The organism is Rhizobacter sp. SG703 (assembly GCF_012275445.1).
In the GTDB taxonomy this organism is placed as follows: Bacteria; Pseudomonadota; Gammaproteobacteria; order Burkholderiales; family Burkholderiaceae_C; genus Rhizobacter.
The window spans coordinates 124,616-141,165 of the sequence record NZ_JAAZQK010000010.1 but is presented as its reverse complement, the minus strand read 5'-3'; the positions used below and the strand labels follow the sequence as shown (position 1 = coordinate 141,165).

Here is a 16,550-nt window from a genome sequence, read left to right as displayed (position 1 = left end):
GGTTCCGGCCCGAGCTGTGGGCGGCTTCCTTCGGCATGGCCGTTTTTGCCGCGTACGTCGCGCTCGACCTGGCCCGCGGCGTCGCGTCCAGCCACCGCGCGACCTCGCTGCGCGCGCTGGCCGGCTCGGCGCTGGCGCTGGCCGTCGGCACCTGGGCGCTGCATTTCATCGTGATGGCCTCCGGGCCGCTGCCGTTCCCCATGGGCTACAGCGGCTGGATCGTGTTCGGCTCGCTGGCGGTGGCCTATGCCGGATCGTTGCTGGCCTGCCTGCTCGGCAGCCGCGCCGGCCTGCATCTGCGTGACGGATTGCTCGCCGCGCTGACGGTCGGCAGCGCGCTGTGCGCAACCTCGGTCGTCGCGCTGGTCGCGCTGCGCCTGCAGCCGCACGTCGAATGGGACTGGCGCATCCTGGTGCCGGGCTGGCTGGCCGCGTGCGCGATCGGCGGCAGCGGGCTCGGTTTGATGGCGTATCGCCGGCGCATCGCGCCGGTCGGCTTCCGCTGGCGCGCGATCGTCTCGGTGGTGCTGGGCACCGCGATGGCCGTCGGCAATGCCGCGGTCGTGATCAGCGCGCAGGTGCCGCTGCTGACGCTGTCGCTGACCGCCGACCAGGTGAGCCTCGCCACCGTCACCGCGCTGGCCATCGTCGGCGTGCCGATCCTGCTGGTGCTGCTGCTGCTGACCTCGATCCTCGAGGCGCGTTTCCGTTCGATGCTGCGGCGCGCCCGCGAAGACCTGCAGGTGGCGGCCTACACCGACCGGCTGACCGGCCTGCCGAACCGCGCGATGTTCGACGAGCGGCTGCAGCGCGCGGTGCTGCGCGCCGACCGCCACGGGCACCGGCTCGCGCTGCTGTTCTGCAACCTCGACGGCCTGAAGGCCATCAACGAATCGTTCGGCCAGGCGAGCGGCGACTCGGTGCTGCGCGAGGTCGCCGAGCGCGTGACCCGGCTGGCCGGCGAGCGCGACATGGTCTCGCGCGCCGGCGGCGACGAGTTCCTGGTGCTGCTCGAAGGCGCGCCCGACAAGGACGCCGCCGGGCGGCTCGCGTTGCGCGTGATGGCGGCGCTGCACGAGCCCTGCCGCTTCGACGGGCACGAGGTGCCGCTGAGCTGCTCGATCGGCATCGCGATGTACCCCGACGACGGCGCGCTGTCGAAGCTGGTGCCGCATGCGGCCGCCGCGATGAATGCCGTCAAGCGCACCGGCGGCGCGGCGCACTGCTTCTTCGAGCCGCGCATGGTGGCCGGCGCGCGCGACCAGGTCGAGCTGCTGCACGACCTGCGCCGCGCGATCGAGCATGGCGAGCTGGAGCTGTACTACCAGCCGAAGATCCATGCGCCGAGCGGCCAGATCACCGGCGCCGAAGCGCTGATGCGCTGGCACCATCCGCAGCGCGGCATGGTCAGCCCGGCCGTCTTCATCCCGCTGGCCGAGCGCTTCGGCCTGATCAACGCGCTCGGCAACTGGCTGATCGAGGATGCCTGCCGGCAGATCCGCCTGTGGCGCGACCAGGGGCTGCGCATGCGCGTGGCGATCAACCTGTCGGTGCACCAGCTGCGCCAGGCCGATCTCGCGAAGCGCATCGACGGAGCGCTACGCGCGCACCGCATCGAGCCGTCGCTGCTGACCTGCGAGATCACCGAATCGGCCGCGATGGACGACACGCGGGCCAACCTGCAGGTGCTGGAGGAGCTGTCGGCGATCGGCGTGCACCTGTCGATCGACGACTTCGGCACCGGCTACTCGAGCCTGAGCTACCTGCGCAAGCTGCCGTCGGAGGAGCTGAAGATCGACCGCAGCTTCGTGCTCGACCTGGAGAGCAGCCCCGATGCGCGCGCGATCGTCGACGCGGTCGTCAAGCTCGCGCAGGCGCTCGGGCTGAAGGTGGTGGCCGAAGGCGTCGAGACCGAGCAGCAGCAGGAGATCCTGCGCTCGCTCGGCTGCAACGAGCTGCAGGGCTTCCTGTTCGCGAAGCCGATGTCGGCCAAGGCGCTGGCGCTGTGGGCGATGAACGACGAGGGGCCGGCGCCGATCGACTTCAGGGCTTCGCTGTTCAGCGACACGATTTCGTCGGCGGTGCTCTGACTGGCGGGGGACCGGACAGCACGGCCGCGATTCGGCACAATGGCAGCGCATCGCCAGTCCACCGCGCAGCCTTCAATGTCCGCCAAGAAGCCACCGACCGCCGCCAAGCCCGCTCGCCGCGACACCGGCAAGTTCATCATGAACACCGCCCTGCCGGGCGCTGTCGTGTCGACGATCAATTTCGGTGCGGTGAGTGTGAAGGCGGTCTTGCCCGAGGTGGGCGAACTGCGGCGCAACGTCACCATCGGCCAAGCCGCCATGGCGCGCGCGATGCCGAAGCTGATGAAGCCAGGCGTTGCCTTCAAGACGGGGGTGTCCACCCCGCTCTTTCGCGCCGATCCCGAGAACCCCGACTACCTGATCCGCGAGGTGAACGGCAAGGTCTCGACAGGCACGTTCGTCAACGGGAAGTTCAAGGTGGTGAGCACCAAGCGATGACTTCGCTGGCGCGGGCGGTCGACCAAGTCCGGCTCGAGCAGCGACGCGCCCGGAAGCCATTGGCGGTGATCCTGGCTGGCCACAACGGTTCGGGAAAGTCGACGATGTGGTTGCGACACCTGTCGCCGAACTTCCAGATCCCGCTCGTCAATGCCGACCGGATGATGTTGTCCATCCTGCCCGAAGCTGACGGTGGAGGTCGTCTGACCAAGTGGGCGCAGGAGCTGCGCGACACCGACGAGAGCTGGATGAAAGTGGCGCAGAAGGGTGTCGAGGCCTTCGTCGCCCAGGCGATGGCGCGCGGCGTGCCGTTTGCCATGGAAACGGTCTTCTCTTATTGGGAAGAGCTGCCCGACGGCAAGTTCGCGTCCAAGGTCGACCTCATCCGCGAAATGCAGTCTGCCGGCTACTTTGTGCTGCTGTTCTTCGTCGGGCTGTCGAACGTCCAGCTGTCGATCGGCCGCGTGATGACCCGTGTCGCCGAGGGCGGCCACAGCGTCGATGTCGACAAGCTCATCGACCGGTTCCCGCGCACCCAGCGCGCGATCGGCGTCGCAGCGTCGGTGGCAGACGCCACCGTCTTCACCGACAACAGCCGTGGCGAACGCCAAGCCTTCACGGTGTGTCGCATCCAGATCGGCGAGCGTGAAGTCTTCGACATTCGCCACGACCTGCGACGCCGGACCCCCAACGAAATCGGCGAATGGCTGAACGTCGTCAGCCCTTGACCGCGGGCTCTCGTTTCAGAGCCATCGCCATGATGGAGTGCGGGTTGCGGCGGTTTCCTACAATCGCCCGATGAATGCTCCCGTCTACACCCGTGGTGCGGCCCTGCCGCAGATCCTGTCGCAACGCATCGCGGTGCTCGATGGCGCGATGGGCACGATGATCCAGCGCTACAAGCTCGGCGAGGCCGACTACCGCGGCGAGCGCTTCGCCGACCACCCGAAGGACCTGAAGGGCAACAACGAACTGCTGCAGTTCACGCGGCCCGACGTGATCCGCGAGATCCACGAGCAGTACCTGGCGGCCGGCGCCGACCTGATCGAGACCAACACCTTCGGCGCGACCAGCGTCGCGCAGGACGACTACGGGCTGGGCGCGGTCGCCCGCGAGATGAACGTGGTCGGCGCGCGGCTGGCGCGCGAGGCCTGCGACAAGTACGGCACGCCCGACAAGCCGCGCTTCGTGGCCGGCGCGCTCGGGCCCACGCCGCGCACCGCGAGCATCAGCCCCGATGTGAACGACCCGGCCGCGCGCAACGTCAGCTTCGACGAGTTGCGCGAGGCGTACTACGAGCAGGCGGCGGGCCTGCTCGAAGGCGGCTGCGACCTGTTCCTGGTCGAGACGATCTTCGACACGCTGAATGCCAAGGCCGCGATCTTCGCGCTCGACGAGCTGATGGAAGACACCGGCGAGCGGCTGCCGGTGATCATCTCCGGCACGGTGACCGACGCGTCGGGGCGCATCCTGTCGGGGCAGACGGTCAGCGCGTTCTGGCACAGCGTGCGCCATGCGCGGCCGATCGCGATCGGGTTGAACTGCGCGCTGGGCGCGACGCTGATGCGGCCGTACATCGAGGAGCTGGCCAAGGTGGCCGGCGACACCTTCATCAGCTGCTACCCGAATGCCGGCCTGCCGAACCCGATGAGCGACACCGGCTTCGACGAGACGCCGGAGATCACCGGCAGCCTGGTCGAAGAGTTCGCGCGCGCCGGCTTCCTGAACATCGCCGGCGGCTGCTGCGGCACGACGCCGGCGCACATCGCCGAGATCGCGAAGCGGGTCGGGGCGTACCGGCCGAGGTCGCGGCACGATCCGCTGTTCGCGGGGCTCATGGCCGCGTAGCCGGAGGCCGGTCCAGCCTACTTGCTCCCCGAGCGCAGCGCCCGTTCGCCGATCAGGATCTCGACGCGCCGGTTCGCTGCGCGGCCGCTGTCGTCGTCGTTGCTGCCCACCGCGTCGCGCGAGCCGCGGCCGGCCACGCCGATCTTGACCGGCGACAGCCCGCGGGCCACCAGCCAGTCGCGCGCGCTGGCCGCCCGGTCCAGCGACAACGCATCGTTGCCGGTCGCCGAGCCCTTGCTGTCGGTGTGGCCGACGATGCGCAGCTCCAGCTGCGGCTGGCCGCGCAGCACCGCCGCCACCTTGTCGAGCAGCCCGGTGGCCGCCGGCTTCAGCGCCGAGCGGTTCGGCTCGAAGGCCACATCGCCCGGCAGCGTCAGCCACAGGCGTTCGTCGGTCGTGCGCGCCAGCGCCATCGGCGTGCCGTTGAGGCTCGCGGCGAGCTGTCGTTCGACGGTCTCCATCTGCGGCGACCAGCTGCGCGCGGCCCCCGAGGCCGCCTGGTCGTAGACCGGGCCGGGCGCCGAACCCGGCACGGCCGGCCCGGGGGCCGGCAGCGGCTTCACCGGCGGCGAACCGCAGGCGACCAGCAGGACGGCCGCGACGGCGGCCGGGAGAACGAGCGCGAGGAATCGTGTGTTGTGGTTCACGGCAGAAAGCGTCCAGTCGTGGAGCCCGGATTGGACACGCTCCGTGCACCACGACCTCATCAGGGGTTTGCCGAGTTGTAACCAAGGCATTCAGCGGCGCAGCACGCATAAAATGCGGCCCTCCAAGGAGCGTTGCGACGGTGGCCGATCGGCCGCTGCCAGGCTTGGACGCTTGCAACCACGCTCACCCCCGCATGATGATCCACGCATGCGCCCCGGGTGAGCTCCGGGGCGGTGCCAGCCGACCCGCCATGACCGCCTCCGTCCCTTCCGCTGCCGCCCGCCTTGTTCCGCCGATGAAGCTGTCGGGACTGGAACCGGTGCTCATCGGCGAAGGCAGCCTGTTCGTCAACATTGGCGAGCGCACCAACGTCACCGGCTCGAAGGCCTTCGCGCGGATGATCCTGAACGGCGAATTCGAGCAGGCGCTCAGCGTCGCGCGCCAGCAGGTCGAGAACGGCGCCCAGGTGATCGACGTCAACATGGACGAGGCGATGCTCGACAGCAAGGCCGCGATGGTGCGCTTCCTGCACCTGATCGCCAGCGAGCCCGAGATCGCGCGCGTGCCGATCATGATCGACAGCTCGAAGTGGGACGTGATCGAGGCCGGCCTGAAGTGCATCCAGGGCAAGGGCATCGTCAACTCGATCTCGATGAAGGAGGGCGTCGAGCCCTTCAAGCGCCAGGCCCGGCTGATCCGCCGCTACGGCGCGGCCGCGGTGGTGATGGCCTTCGACGAGAAGGGCCAGGCCGACACCTACGAGCGCAAGGTCGAGATCTGCGAGCGGGCCTACCGCATGCTGGTCGACGAGATCGGCTTCCCGCCGGAAGACATCATCTTCGACCCGAACATCTTCGCGATCGCCACCGGCATCGAGGAGCACGACAACTACGCCGTCGACTTCATCAACGCGACGCGCTGGATCAAGCAGAACCTGCCGGGCGCGAAGGTCTCGGGCGGCGTGTCGAACGTGAGCTTCAGCTTCCGCGGCAACGACCCGATGCGCGAGGCCATCCACACGGTGTTCCTGTACCACGCGATCCAGGCCGGCATGGACATGGGCATCGTCAACGCCGGCATGGTCGGCGTGTACGACGACCTCGAGCCGAAACTGCGCGAGCGCGTCGAAGACGTGGTGCTGAACCGCACGCCGGTCTACCAGCCGGGCGAGGCCGCGCTGACGCCGAGCGAGCGGCTGATCGAGATCGCCGAGACCGCGAAGGGCGCCGCGAAGGACGACAGCGCCAAGTTCGCGTGGCGCGCGAAGCCGGTGCGCGAGCGCCTGAGCCATGCGCTGGTGCACGGCATCAACGACTTCATCACCGACGACACCGAAGAGGTCTACCAGCAGATCAAGGCCGACGGCGGCCGCCCGCTGCACGTGATCGAAGGCCCGCTGATGGACGGCATGAACGTCGTCGGCGACCTGTTCGGCCAAGGCAAGATGTTCCTGCCGCAGGTGGTCAAGAGCGCGCGGGTGATGAAGCAGGCGGTGGCCCACCTGCTGCCCTACATCGAGGAAGAAAAGCGCCTGCTGATCGATGCCGGCGGCGAGGCGAAGGCCAAGGGCAAGATCGTGATCGCCACCGTGAAGGGCGACGTGCACGACATCGGCAAGAACATCGTCACCGTCGTGCTCCAGTGCAACAACTTCGAGGTCGTCAACATGGGCGTGATGGTGCCCTGCCAGGACATCCTCGCGCGCGCCAAGGTCGAGGGCGCCGACATCATCGGGCTGTCGGGCCTGATCACGCCGAGCCTCGAGGAGATGCAGTACGTCGCCGCCGAGATGCAGCGCGACGAGCACTTCCGCATCAAGAAGATCCCGCTGCTGATCGGCGGCGCCACCACCAGTCGCGTGCACACCGCGGTGAAGATCTCGCCGCACTACGACGGCCCGGTGGTCTACGTGCCCGATGCGAGCCGCTCGGTCAGCGTCTGCAGCGACCTGCTGAGCGACGACAAGGCCAGCGCCTACATCGCCGAGCTGAACGCCGACTACCTGCGGGTGCGCGAGCAGCATGCGAACAAGAAGGCCACGCCGCTGGTGACGCTGGCGCAGGCGCGTGCCAACAAGACGCCGATCGACTGGGCCGGCTACGCGCCGACCGCGCCGAAGTTCACCGGCCGCCGCGTGTTCCGCAATCAAGACCTCGGCGAGATCGCGCAGTGCATCGACTGGGGCCCGTTCTTCCAGACCTGGGACCTGGCCGGCGCCTACCCGGCGATCCTGACCGACGACATCGTCGGCGAATCGGCGCGCCGCGTGCTGAGCGACGGCCAGCGCATGCTGAAGCGCCTGATCGAAGGCCGCTGGCTGACGGCCAACGGCGTGATCGGGCTGTACCCGGCCAACACCGTCAACGACGACGACATCGAGATCTACACCGACGACACGCGCAGCGAGGTGCTGATGACCTGGCGCGGGCTGCGCATGCAGACGCAGCGGCCGGTGGTCGACGATGAGAATGGAGAAAAGAAGCGCCGCCCGAACCGCTGCCTCGCCGACTTCATCGCACCGAAGGGCTCGGGCGTGGCGGACCACATCGGCCTGTTCGCGGTGACCGCCGGCATCGGCACCGAGAAGAAGGAGAAGCAGTTCCTCGACGACCTCGACGATTACAGCGCGATCATGTTCAAGTCGCTCGCCGACCGGCTGGCCGAGGCCTTCGCCGAGCGCATGCACCAGCGCGTGCGCACCGAGTTCTGGGGCTATGCGCCCGACGAGGCGTTGCGCAACGACGAGCTGATCGCCGAGAAGTACCGCGGCATCCGCCCGGCGCCCGGGTACCCGGCCTGCCCGGACCACACCGTGAAGGCCGAGATGTTCCGCGTGCTGCAGTGCGCCGACATCGGCATGGCGCTGACCGAAAGCCTCGCGATGACGCCGGCCGCGAGCGTCAGCGGCTTCTACCTCGCGCACCCCGACGCGACCTACTTCAACGTCGGCAAGATCGGCGACGACCAGCTGCAGGACTGGGCCGCGCGCAGCGGCCAGGACGCGGCCCTGGTGAAGCGCTCGCTGGCCGCGTTGTTGTAACGCCCGGCATGACGGTGCGGTGACGGCGCCGCGGCAACGCCGGTTGCCGCTGGTTACGTTCGAAGCATCCGAACGCATCGCCGACCGTTCGTGTCATCCCGGCGCCGTCCTCGGCGCCAGATAGACCGTCCCATCTGTCAAGGATTGGCGCATTCGCGAACCGACACCCTGTAGGCGGTGTCCGACGATGTCGCTGGTATGTCTCCTGCACGCACTCGACCCGTATCAGGTCGTACGCACCGCCTCGAGGGAGACTGAAGTGATATCGCTTCCACCGACATTCGCCATCCGCAAGACGTCCCGCCTGTGGGCCGGGGCGCTGCTGATCAGCCTGCTGGCCGCTTGCGGCGGGAACAAGAACGACGAAGAGAATGCCGCCGACAGCGGTCCGCCGCCGACCAAGGAGGCCGCTGCCCGCTTCCTGACCCAGGCCACCTACGGCCCGACCAGCGCCGACATCGACCAGCTCACGCAGGTCGGCTACCGCCGCTGGCTCGAGCAGCAGATGGCCAAGCCGCAGAAGCTCCACCGCGACTACATGACGGCGGCGATGAATGCCGCCGCGGCCGCAGGTACCAACGTGACCTCCAGCAACTTCATGGAGTCGTACTGGGCGCAGGCCGTCACCGGCGACGACCAGCTGCGCCAGCGCGCGGCCTACGTGCTGTCGCAGATCTTCGTGGTGTCGTTCGTCGACTCGACGCTGAGCAACCTGCCGCGCGGCGTGGCCGACTACTACGACACGCTGGGCCGGCACGCGTTCGGCAACTACCGCGACCTGCTCGAGGCGATCACGATGCACCCGATGATGGGGGCGTACCTGACCAGCCTGCGCAACCAGAAGGAAGACGCGAAGACCGGCCGCGTGCCGGACGAGAACTATGCGCGCGAGATCATGCAGCTGTTCTCGATCGGCCTGTACGAGCTGAACGCCGACGGCACGGTCAAAACTGGCAACGGCGGCGGCAACCTCGAGACCTACACCCACGATGACATCGCCGGCCTGGCCAAGGTGTTCACCGGCCTGAGCTGGTACGCCGGCCCGAACACCGCCGACCGCACTCGCAGCCGCTTCTTCGGCGGCGACGTGAACGCCGACCGCGACTGGAAGCCGATGCAGGGCTACAACAAGTACGCCAGCAACACCGACTTCCATTCGGCCAGCGAGAAGAAGTTCCTCGGCAAGACCATCGCGGCGACCGACAAGCCGGACGTCGAGGGCGACATCAAGATCGCGCTCGACACACTGTTCAACCATCCGAACGTCGGCCCGTTCCTGGGTCGCCAGATCATCCAGCGCATGGTCACCAGCAACCCGAGCCCGGCCTACGTCGAGCGGGTCGCGGCGGTGTTCAACAACAACGGCAGCGGCGTGCGCGGCGACCTGGGCGCGGTGTTCCGCGCGGTGCTGCTCGACGCCGAGGCGCGCAACGTCGACACCACACGCCCCGACTTCGGCAAGCTGCGCGAGCCGGTGATGCGGCTGGCGCACCTGCTGCGCACCTTCCACGCGAAGTCGACGACCGGCAAGTTCCAGGGCATCGACAACACCGACGACCCGGCCAACCGCCTGGGCCAGACCGCGATGCGCTCGCCGACGGTGTTCAACTTCTACCGCCCGGGCTACACGCCGCCGAACACCAGCATCGAGGCGGCCGACCTGGTCGCGCCCGAGCTGCAGCTGGCCAACGAGGTGTCGGTGGCCGGCTACCTGAACTACCTGCGCGGCTGGATCGCGATCAACACCGGTCGCGACGTGCAGATCGACTTCTCGGCCGAGCAGGCGCTGGCCGACAAGCCGGAGCAGCTGCTGGACCGCCTGGACCTGCTGCTGATGTCCGGGCAGATGCCGACCGCGCTGCGCACGCAGCTGCTGTCGGCCGTCAACGGCCGGATGATTCCGCCGGTGCGCAAGGACACCGCCGGCAAGGTCATCAACCAGACCGACATCGATGCCGCCACGCGCGATCGCGTCGCCATCGCCGTCTTCCTGACGATGGCCTCGCCGGACTACCTGACCCAAAAGTGACCCAGAAGTAAGGAAAGCGGACATGACGACCAACCAAGCTTCCCGCCGCGAATTCCTGCGCCGCGCAACGATCCTGTCGGGCTCCGTCGGTTCGGCCGGCCTGCCCTTCGCGCTGAACATGGCCACGATGGGCGCGGCCGTCGCGCAGACCGCCAGCGACTACAAGGCCATCGTCTGCCTGTTCATGTACGGCGGCAACGACTCCGCCAACATGGTGCTGCCGTGGGACGACGCGTCGTGGCAGACCTACAGCACGCTGCGCGCGACCGCGCCGGACCCGATCGCGCTGAAGCCGGTCGGCACCGCCGCCGACGCGACGGCCGCGGCCGGCTCGCCGGCGGCGCTCGGCGGCGTGCTGTCGATCGCACCGAAGAACCTCGCGAACCCGGAGAACGCGGCGCGCAAGTTCGCGCTGCACCCGAGCATGACCGAGACCAAGTCGCTGTTCGACGCGGGCCGGCTCGCCATCATCGCCAACGCCGGGCCGCTGGTGACGCCGCTGACCAAGGCCGAGTACCAGAAGGGCACGAAGACGCGCCCGGCCAAGCTGTTCTCGCACAACGACCAGCAGTCGATGTGGCAGGCGCTCGGCCCCGAAGGCGCGCGCGTCGGCTGGGGCGGCCGCTTCGGCGACCTGCTGGCCGGCAACAACAGCACCTCGACCTTCACCAACATCTCGGTGCAGGGCAATGCGGTCTACATGGCCGGCAACTCGGTGTTCCAGTACCAGGTGACGAACAACGGCGCCACGGCCATCGGCGGGCTGACCGGCTCGCTGTTCGGCTCGACCGCGGCGACCACCGCCTTCAAGTCCATCATCACCGCCGACAACCAGAACCTGCTCGGCAAGGAACACCAGGTGATCGTGCGCCGTTCGATGGACGCGCAGGCGGCCTTCCAGAGCGCCTTCACCGCGTCGACCGTGACCGCGCCGACCCAGTACTACAACCCGGCGCAGCGAGCGAACGCCAACAACGGCCTCGCGCAGCAGCTGCAGACGGTGGCGCGCATCATCGGCGCACGCACCGCGCTCGGCACCAAGCGGCAGGTGTTCTTCGTCAGCATCGGCGGCTTCGACACGCACGACAACCAGAACCGCGCGCATGCCGACCTGTACGCGCGCATCTCGCATGCGATCAACTACTTCGACGCGACGCTCGCGACGTTGGGCGTGCGCGAGCAGGTGACGCTGTTCACCGCGTCCGATTTCGGCCGCACCTTCACCAGCAACGGCGACGGCACCGACCACGGCTGGGGTGGCCACCACTTCGTGCACGGCGGCGCGGTCAAGGGCGGCGAGCTCTACGGCCGCTTCCCGCAGGTCGGCATCAACCACGACGACGAAGTGGGCTCGGGCAGCCTGCTGCCGGGCATCGCGGTCGACCAGGTCGGCGCGACGCTGGGCAAGTGGTTCGGCGTCAGCGATGCCAACCTCGACATGGTTTTTCCGAACCTCGGGAACTTTTCGAAACGAAATCTGGGCTTCCTGGGGTGATGATCACGCCTGCAACGCTCGGGCGCGCCGCGGCCGTCCCGACCGTCTTTCCGATGACCGCTTTTTCTTGAACCAGGATTCCCCATGGACAACACCACCTCCAGCAGCCTCGCCCTCGATCCTTCGGCCACGCCGGGCGCCGCCGCAGCCTCCCCGCGCCGCACCGCCTGGTGGGTCGCCGGCGGGCTGGGCGTGGTCGGCGCCGGTGCGCTGGCCGCGGCACTCACCAGCGGACCGAAGCCTGCGCCGGTCGACGCCGCGGCGCCGGTCGCCGTGGTGGTCCCCGCCAAGGGCAAGGCCAACCATGTCAAGCCGGTACCGGCCGCCACGACCACGGCAGCGGCCGACGTCTGCGCGAACTGCGGCACCGTCGAGAGCGTGAAGGCCGAGACCCGCAAGGGCGAAGGCACCGGCATCGGCGCGGTCGCCGGCGGTGTGCTCGGCGGCGTGGTCGGCCACCAGATGGGCGGCGGCAACGGCAAGAAGGCGATGACGGTGCTGGGCGCCGTCGGCGGCGGCTTCGCCGGCCACGAGGTCGAGAAGCGCGCCCGCAGCACCACCGTCTACCAGGTGCGCCTGCGCATGGACGACGGCACGACCCGCACCGTCACGCAGCAGGCCGCCCCGGCGGTCGGCGGGCGCTTCGAGGTCGAAGGCAGCACCTTGAAGGCGATCCCGCTGCCGAAGGCCTGATCGTCGACCGCCGGCGCATGACGGCGCCGCTCCGGTGGCGGGTGGCGACGACGGCCGTCGCGGCCTTGTCGCTCGCCGCCGCCGCCCAGGCCCAGGACATCGATGCCACGCTGGGCGCCAGTTCGGCGCTGCTGGTGCGCGGCGTCGCGCTCGGCAACGGCAAACCTGTGCTGCAGGCCGGCGTGTCGGCGGACGCCGCCGACGGCTGGATCGCGGGCCTGGGCATCGCGACGCTGCGCCCGTCCGCCGACGAGGGCTGGACAACCCAGCTGCACGCCCGCGCGGGCCATGCCTTCCGTCTGGACGACGACTGGAGCGCCCAGCTGGCGGCCACCCACTACGCCTACCCGTTCGACGACTACCTGCGCGCCTTCGAGCGCGACGAATTCGGTGCGACCGTCGCGTGGCGCGACCGGGTGTTCGGCTCGGTCACCGCGCTGCGCCAGGCCCACGTGTCGCCGGCCGGCCACCGCAGCGGCTGGGCCGCCGACCTGGTGCTGCGCGAGCCGCTGGGGCGCTTGGGCCCGGTGTCGCTGGCGCTGGCGGCCGGGCTCGGCCACCAGGACCTGCAGCGCCGCGCCGGCTTCAGCTATGACTACGGCCACCTGGGCGTGAGCGGGCGCGTCGGCGCGCTGCAGTTCGAGCTGGCGCGCGTGGCCAGCGACCGCCGGGCGCGCGAGCGCTTCGGTCCGGCGGCCGACGCCCGCTGGGTCGGCAGCTTCACGGTCGGGTTCTGATCGCGCGCCCGAAATATTTCTGCAACTTTCGCGGCGCTCGCGCGTACACACCGTCATGCCGCTGCTTTCGCTGATCCGCGCCCGCCCCGCCGCCGCCCCCCAGGGCGATGCGGACGAGGCCGCGCTGCTGCACCGGATCGCGCTGGGCGAGCGGGCGGCGATGGAGTCGCTGTACCGCGGCTACCACCGCCGCCTCGACCGCTTCCTGGCCCGGCTGACACGCCGCGCCGACGTGGTCGAGGAGGTGATCAACGACACCTTCTGGATCGTCTGGCAGAAGGCCGGCGAGTTCCGCGGCGACTCGCGGGTGTCGACCTGGATCCTCGGCATCGCGTGGCGTTGCGCGCTGAAGACGCTGCGCGAGCATGGCGACGAACCGACCGAACCGGCCGACGCGGCGAGCGCGGCCGACGCCCTGCATGCCCTCGACGACCCCCACGCCCGCCACGAGCTGGCCGACTGGGTCGCCAAGGGCATGCGCCGGCTCACTGCCGAACAGCGCGCGACGATGGAGCTGGCCTACGGCGCCGGCCATTCGCTCGACGAGGTGGCGCAGATCATGGACTGCGAGCTCAGCACCGTGAAGGCGCGCATGTTCCACGCCCGCGCGAAACTGCGCCAGGTGCTGCCGATGCTGGCCGGCATGCCGGCCGTGCGGCATTCGGGCCGCGCGGGCCGCCAGGAGAACGACGATGAAGCATGACGCCGATGACGATTCCACCGACCTGGCCTGGCAGCGTGCGCTGCGCCAGGCGCTGGCCGAGCCGCAGCCGCCGCTGACCGATGCCGACGCGGGCCTGAAGCGGTTGATGCGGCGCATCGACCAGGGTGACGCCGCGCCGGCGATGGCTCCCGCGCGTCGGCGTGGCCACGGGCCGCTGGTGGGCTGGCTCGCGGCGGCGGTCGTGGTCGAGGCGGTCGGGCTGTCGGTGCTCGGCGCCGGGTTGCTGTGGCGCGATGCGGCGGCGCCGGCCTACCAGACGCTGTCGGCGCCGGCGGGCGAGCCGGCCGGCGTCGCGCTGCGCATCGTGCCGGCACCGGCGCTGCGGGCCGACGAGCTGCAGGCGCTGCTGCGCGGGCTCGATCTGCAGATCGTCAGCGGCCCGAACGCGGCCGGGGCTTACGGGCTCGCGCTGCAGGCGCGCGCGGCGAGCGAGCAGCAGGTCGCCGCGAAGGTGGCGGCGCTGCGCGCGGCGCCCGGCATGCGACTGGTCGAACCGGTCGGCGGCCCGCGATGATCCGCGCGCTGGCCGCGATGTTCGCGGCGGCGGGCGTGCTGCTGCTGTCCGGTTGTGCCGCACCGTCGGCGGCGCTGCCGCGCGATGCGGCCGATGCCGCGCTGCTGCGCGAGCATCCGCAGCGGCTGGTCGTCGTCGCGGTCGCGAACCCGCGCGAGCGCGTCGTGCCGCAGGCCGGCTCGACGCTGGCCACCTACAACGCGAGCCAGCGCTACGGCGCCGGCAGCGAGGCGCGGGCGACGCTCGAAGCGATCGAGCGCGAGCACGGCCTGCGCGAGATCGCCGCGTGGCCGATCAGCGCGCTGCGCGTGCACTGCGTGGTGCTGGAGATCGCGCCCGGTGCCGAGCGCGAGCAGGTGCTGGCCCGGCTGGCGCGCGACCCGCGCGTCGAGCTGGCGCAGCCGCTGCAGGATTTCGACACGCTGGCCGCGACCAGCGTCGCGACGACGACCCCCACGGCGCATGCGGTCCTGTACAACGACCCCTACGTCGACCTGCAGCGCGGCTTCGTCGAAGTCGATGCGGTCGACGCGCACCAGCGTGCGCGCGGCGACGGCGTGCGCATCGCACTGATCGACACCGGCGTCGACACGACGCACCCGGACCTGCAGGGCCGCATCGCGGCGACGCGCGATTTCGTCGATGGCCGCCCGGCGCAATTCGATGCCGACCGCCACGGCACCGAGGTGGCGGGCGTGATCGCCGCGGTCGCGAACAACCGGCAGGGCATCGTCGGCGTCGCGCCGCAATCGACGCTGTCGGTCTACAAGGCCTGCTGGCAACGTCCCGCGGCCGACGGAGGCGGGGCGCGCTGCAACTCGTTCACGCTGGCGCAGGCGCTGGGCGCGAGCATCGACGACGGCGCCCGCATCATCAACCTGAGCCTCGGCGGGCCCGACGACCCGCTGCTCGCGCGGCTGGTCGGCACCGCGCTGGGCCGCGGTCGCATCGTGATCGGCGCGATGCCGCCGGACGGCCGGCCGCACGGCTTCCCGACCGGCATCGCCGGCGTGATCGCGGTCGACAGCGCGGACAGCGTGCCGCATGCCGCCGACACCGTGCTGCGCGCGCCGGGGCGCGACATCCTGACGCTCGAACCCGGCGGCCGCTACGACTACGCGTCCGGCTCGTCGCTCGCCGCCGCGCACGCCAGTGCGGTCGCGGCGCTGTTGCTGGAGGCGGTCCCGGCGCAGGACGCCGCCGCGGTGCGCACCGCGCTCGAACGCAGCCGCAGCGGCGCCTCGATCAACGCCTGCGAAGCGCTTGCAACTCTTTTCGCTCCCACCCGCACCCACCGACAGGAGCAGGACGGTTCCGGACCGTGCGCTTCGCGCGGCAGGCCCACGGGCCCGCCAATCGAGTCGGGTGATGAAAGACCACGAGGAGCGATGCAATGACGATGACACGCAAGGGATTCCTGGGCGCTGCCGCCGGCAGCACGGTGATGCTGTTCCTGCAGGCCTGCGGCGGTGGCGGCAGCGACTACAACGGCAGCCCGGCACCCGCGCCCGGGCCGGCCCCTGCGCCGGCGCCCGGCCCGGCACCGCAGAGCTGCGGCGCGGCCGGCGGGCAGATCGCCGGCAACCACGGCCACGTGCTGACCATCGCCGCCGCCGACCTCGATTCGACCACCGCGATGACCTACGACATCCAGGGCGCGGCCAGCCACGCCCACAGCGTCAGCTTCACGCCGGCGCAGCTGCAGGCGCTGAAGGCCGGGCAGGCGGTGGTCGTGACCTCGACGACCGACTCCCAGCATTCCCACGTCGTCACCGCCAGCTGCGCGTGATGCGGCGGCGCACGGTGACCGCCGCGCTGCTCGCGGCGGGCGGGATGGGCGCGTTCCCGGCGCTCGCGATCGAGGCCGGCCAGCCGGCACCGGACGTCGACCTGCCGGGCGCGGTGGACGTGGCGCCGCGCCTGTCGGCGCTGAAGGGCAAGCTGGTCTACCTCGACTTCTGGGCGTCGTGGTGCGGGCCGTGCCGGCAGTCGTTCCCGTGGATGAACGAGATGCAGGCGAAGCACGGCGCGCGCGGACTGCAGGTGGTCGGGATCAACCTCGATGCGAAGCGGGCCGATGCCGATGCGTTCCTCGCGCAGCTGCCGGCGCACTTCGGGCTGGCGTTCGACGCGGCCGGAACCTCCGCGAAGCGCTTCGGCGTGAAGGGCATGCCGACCTCGGTGCTGATCGGCCGCCAAGGCGAGGTGCTGCGGGTGCACCAGGGCTTTCGGGAGGACGAACGCAAGACCCTGGAAGACGCGATCGTCGCCGCCCTGTAGCCGAGATCTCATCG

Annotated in this window: 15 protein-coding genes and 1 riboswitch; of the genes, 14 read left to right on the top strand and 1 reads right to left on the bottom strand. The window is 70.2% G+C overall.

Annotation, left to right across the window (positions count from 1 at the left end):
• Positions 1-35 precede the first annotated feature (35 nt).
• The 4 genes from FHT26_RS21485 to FHT26_RS21470 all read left to right on the top strand — a co-directional run bounded on the left by FHT26_RS21485 (position 36) and on the right by FHT26_RS21470 (position 4,376).
• Complete coding sequence (locus FHT26_RS21485) at positions 36-2,090, top strand: putative bifunctional diguanylate cyclase/phosphodiesterase (protein ID WP_168562142.1); 2,055 nt, start codon at positions 36-38, stop codon at positions 2,088-2,090.
• Between the two features lie 75 nt (positions 2,091-2,165).
• Positions 2,166-2,528, top strand: coding sequence for a hypothetical protein (locus FHT26_RS21480; protein ID WP_168562141.1), 363 nt, complete (start codon positions 2,166-2,168; stop codon positions 2,526-2,528).
• Positions 2,525-3,256 (top strand): zeta toxin family protein, encoded by a 732-nt coding sequence (locus FHT26_RS21475; protein WP_168562140.1) that lies wholly within the window; start codon positions 2,525-2,527, stop codon positions 3,254-3,256. Before FHT26_RS21480 ends, FHT26_RS21475 begins: the two co-directional genes overlap by 4 nt.
• A gap of 70 nt (positions 3,257-3,326) precedes the next feature.
• Positions 3,327-4,376, top strand: a complete 1,050-nt coding sequence (locus FHT26_RS21470) for a homocysteine S-methyltransferase family protein (protein WP_168562139.1) — start codon at positions 3,327-3,329, stop codon at positions 4,374-4,376.
• A 17-nt stretch (positions 4,377-4,393) separates the two neighbouring features.
• Here FHT26_RS21470 and FHT26_RS30525 read toward each other — a convergent pair whose 3' ends face one another.
• Positions 4,394-5,023 carry an OmpA family protein gene (locus FHT26_RS30525; RefSeq protein WP_168562138.1) on the bottom strand — a complete coding sequence of 210 codons (630 nt, stop codon included), beginning with the start codon at positions 5,021-5,023 and terminating at the stop codon, positions 4,394-4,396.
• A 118-nt stretch (positions 5,024-5,141) separates the two neighbouring features.
• A riboswitch (S-adenosyl-L-homocysteine riboswitch) is annotated at positions 5,142-5,216 on the top strand.
• 58 nt (positions 5,217-5,274) lie between these two features.
• Here FHT26_RS30525 and metH point away from each other — a divergent pair.
• From metH to FHT26_RS21415, 10 genes are all read left to right on the top strand, one after another.
• Positions 5,275-8,064: a methionine synthase gene (gene metH / locus FHT26_RS21460; protein ID WP_168562137.1), complete on the top strand. Its 2,790-nt coding sequence runs from the start codon at positions 5,275-5,277 to the stop codon at positions 8,062-8,064.
• Positions 8,065-8,323: 259 nt separating this feature from the next.
• Positions 8,324-10,093, top strand: a complete 1,770-nt coding sequence (locus tag FHT26_RS21455; RefSeq protein WP_349238193.1) for a DUF1800 domain-containing protein — start codon at positions 8,324-8,326, stop codon at positions 10,091-10,093.
• 22 nt (positions 10,094-10,115) lie between these two features.
• Positions 10,116-11,588, top strand: a complete 1,473-nt coding sequence (locus tag FHT26_RS21450; RefSeq protein ID WP_168562135.1) for a DUF1501 domain-containing protein — start codon at positions 10,116-10,118, stop codon at positions 11,586-11,588.
• A gap of 84 nt (positions 11,589-11,672) precedes the next feature.
• Positions 11,673-12,281, top strand: a complete 609-nt coding sequence (locus FHT26_RS21445; RefSeq protein ID WP_168562134.1) for an outer membrane lipoprotein — start codon at positions 11,673-11,675, stop codon at positions 12,279-12,281.
• A 17-nt stretch (positions 12,282-12,298) separates the two neighbouring features.
• Positions 12,299-13,018: a hypothetical protein gene (locus tag FHT26_RS21440; RefSeq protein ID WP_168562133.1), complete on the top strand. Its 720-nt coding sequence runs from the start codon at positions 12,299-12,301 to the stop codon at positions 13,016-13,018.
• 55 nt (positions 13,019-13,073) lie between these two features.
• Entirely contained in the window at positions 13,074-13,721 is a 648-nt protein-coding gene (locus FHT26_RS21435; RefSeq protein WP_168562132.1) for a sigma-70 family RNA polymerase sigma factor, read from the top strand.
• Positions 13,711-14,256 (top strand): zf-HC2 domain-containing protein, encoded by a 546-nt coding sequence (locus FHT26_RS21430; protein ID WP_168562131.1) that lies wholly within the window; start codon positions 13,711-13,713, stop codon positions 14,254-14,256. Before FHT26_RS21435 ends, FHT26_RS21430 begins: the two co-directional genes overlap by 11 nt.
• The gene (locus FHT26_RS21425) at positions 14,253-15,653 is read left to right on the top strand and encodes a S8 family peptidase (RefSeq protein ID WP_168562130.1); all 1,401 of its coding nucleotides are present in this window, start codon (positions 14,253-14,255) and stop codon (positions 15,651-15,653) included. Before FHT26_RS21430 ends, FHT26_RS21425 begins: the two co-directional genes overlap by 4 nt.
• On the top strand, positions 15,650-16,045 hold the full coding sequence (locus FHT26_RS21420; protein WP_168562129.1) for a hypothetical protein: 396 nt from the start codon (positions 15,650-15,652) through the stop codon (positions 16,043-16,045). Before FHT26_RS21425 ends, FHT26_RS21420 begins: the two co-directional genes overlap by 4 nt.
• Positions 16,045-16,536, top strand: coding sequence for a TlpA family protein disulfide reductase (locus FHT26_RS21415; RefSeq protein WP_168562128.1), 492 nt, complete (start codon positions 16,045-16,047; stop codon positions 16,534-16,536). Before FHT26_RS21420 ends, FHT26_RS21415 begins: the two co-directional genes overlap by 1 nt.
• Positions 16,537-16,550: the final 14 nt, after the last annotated feature.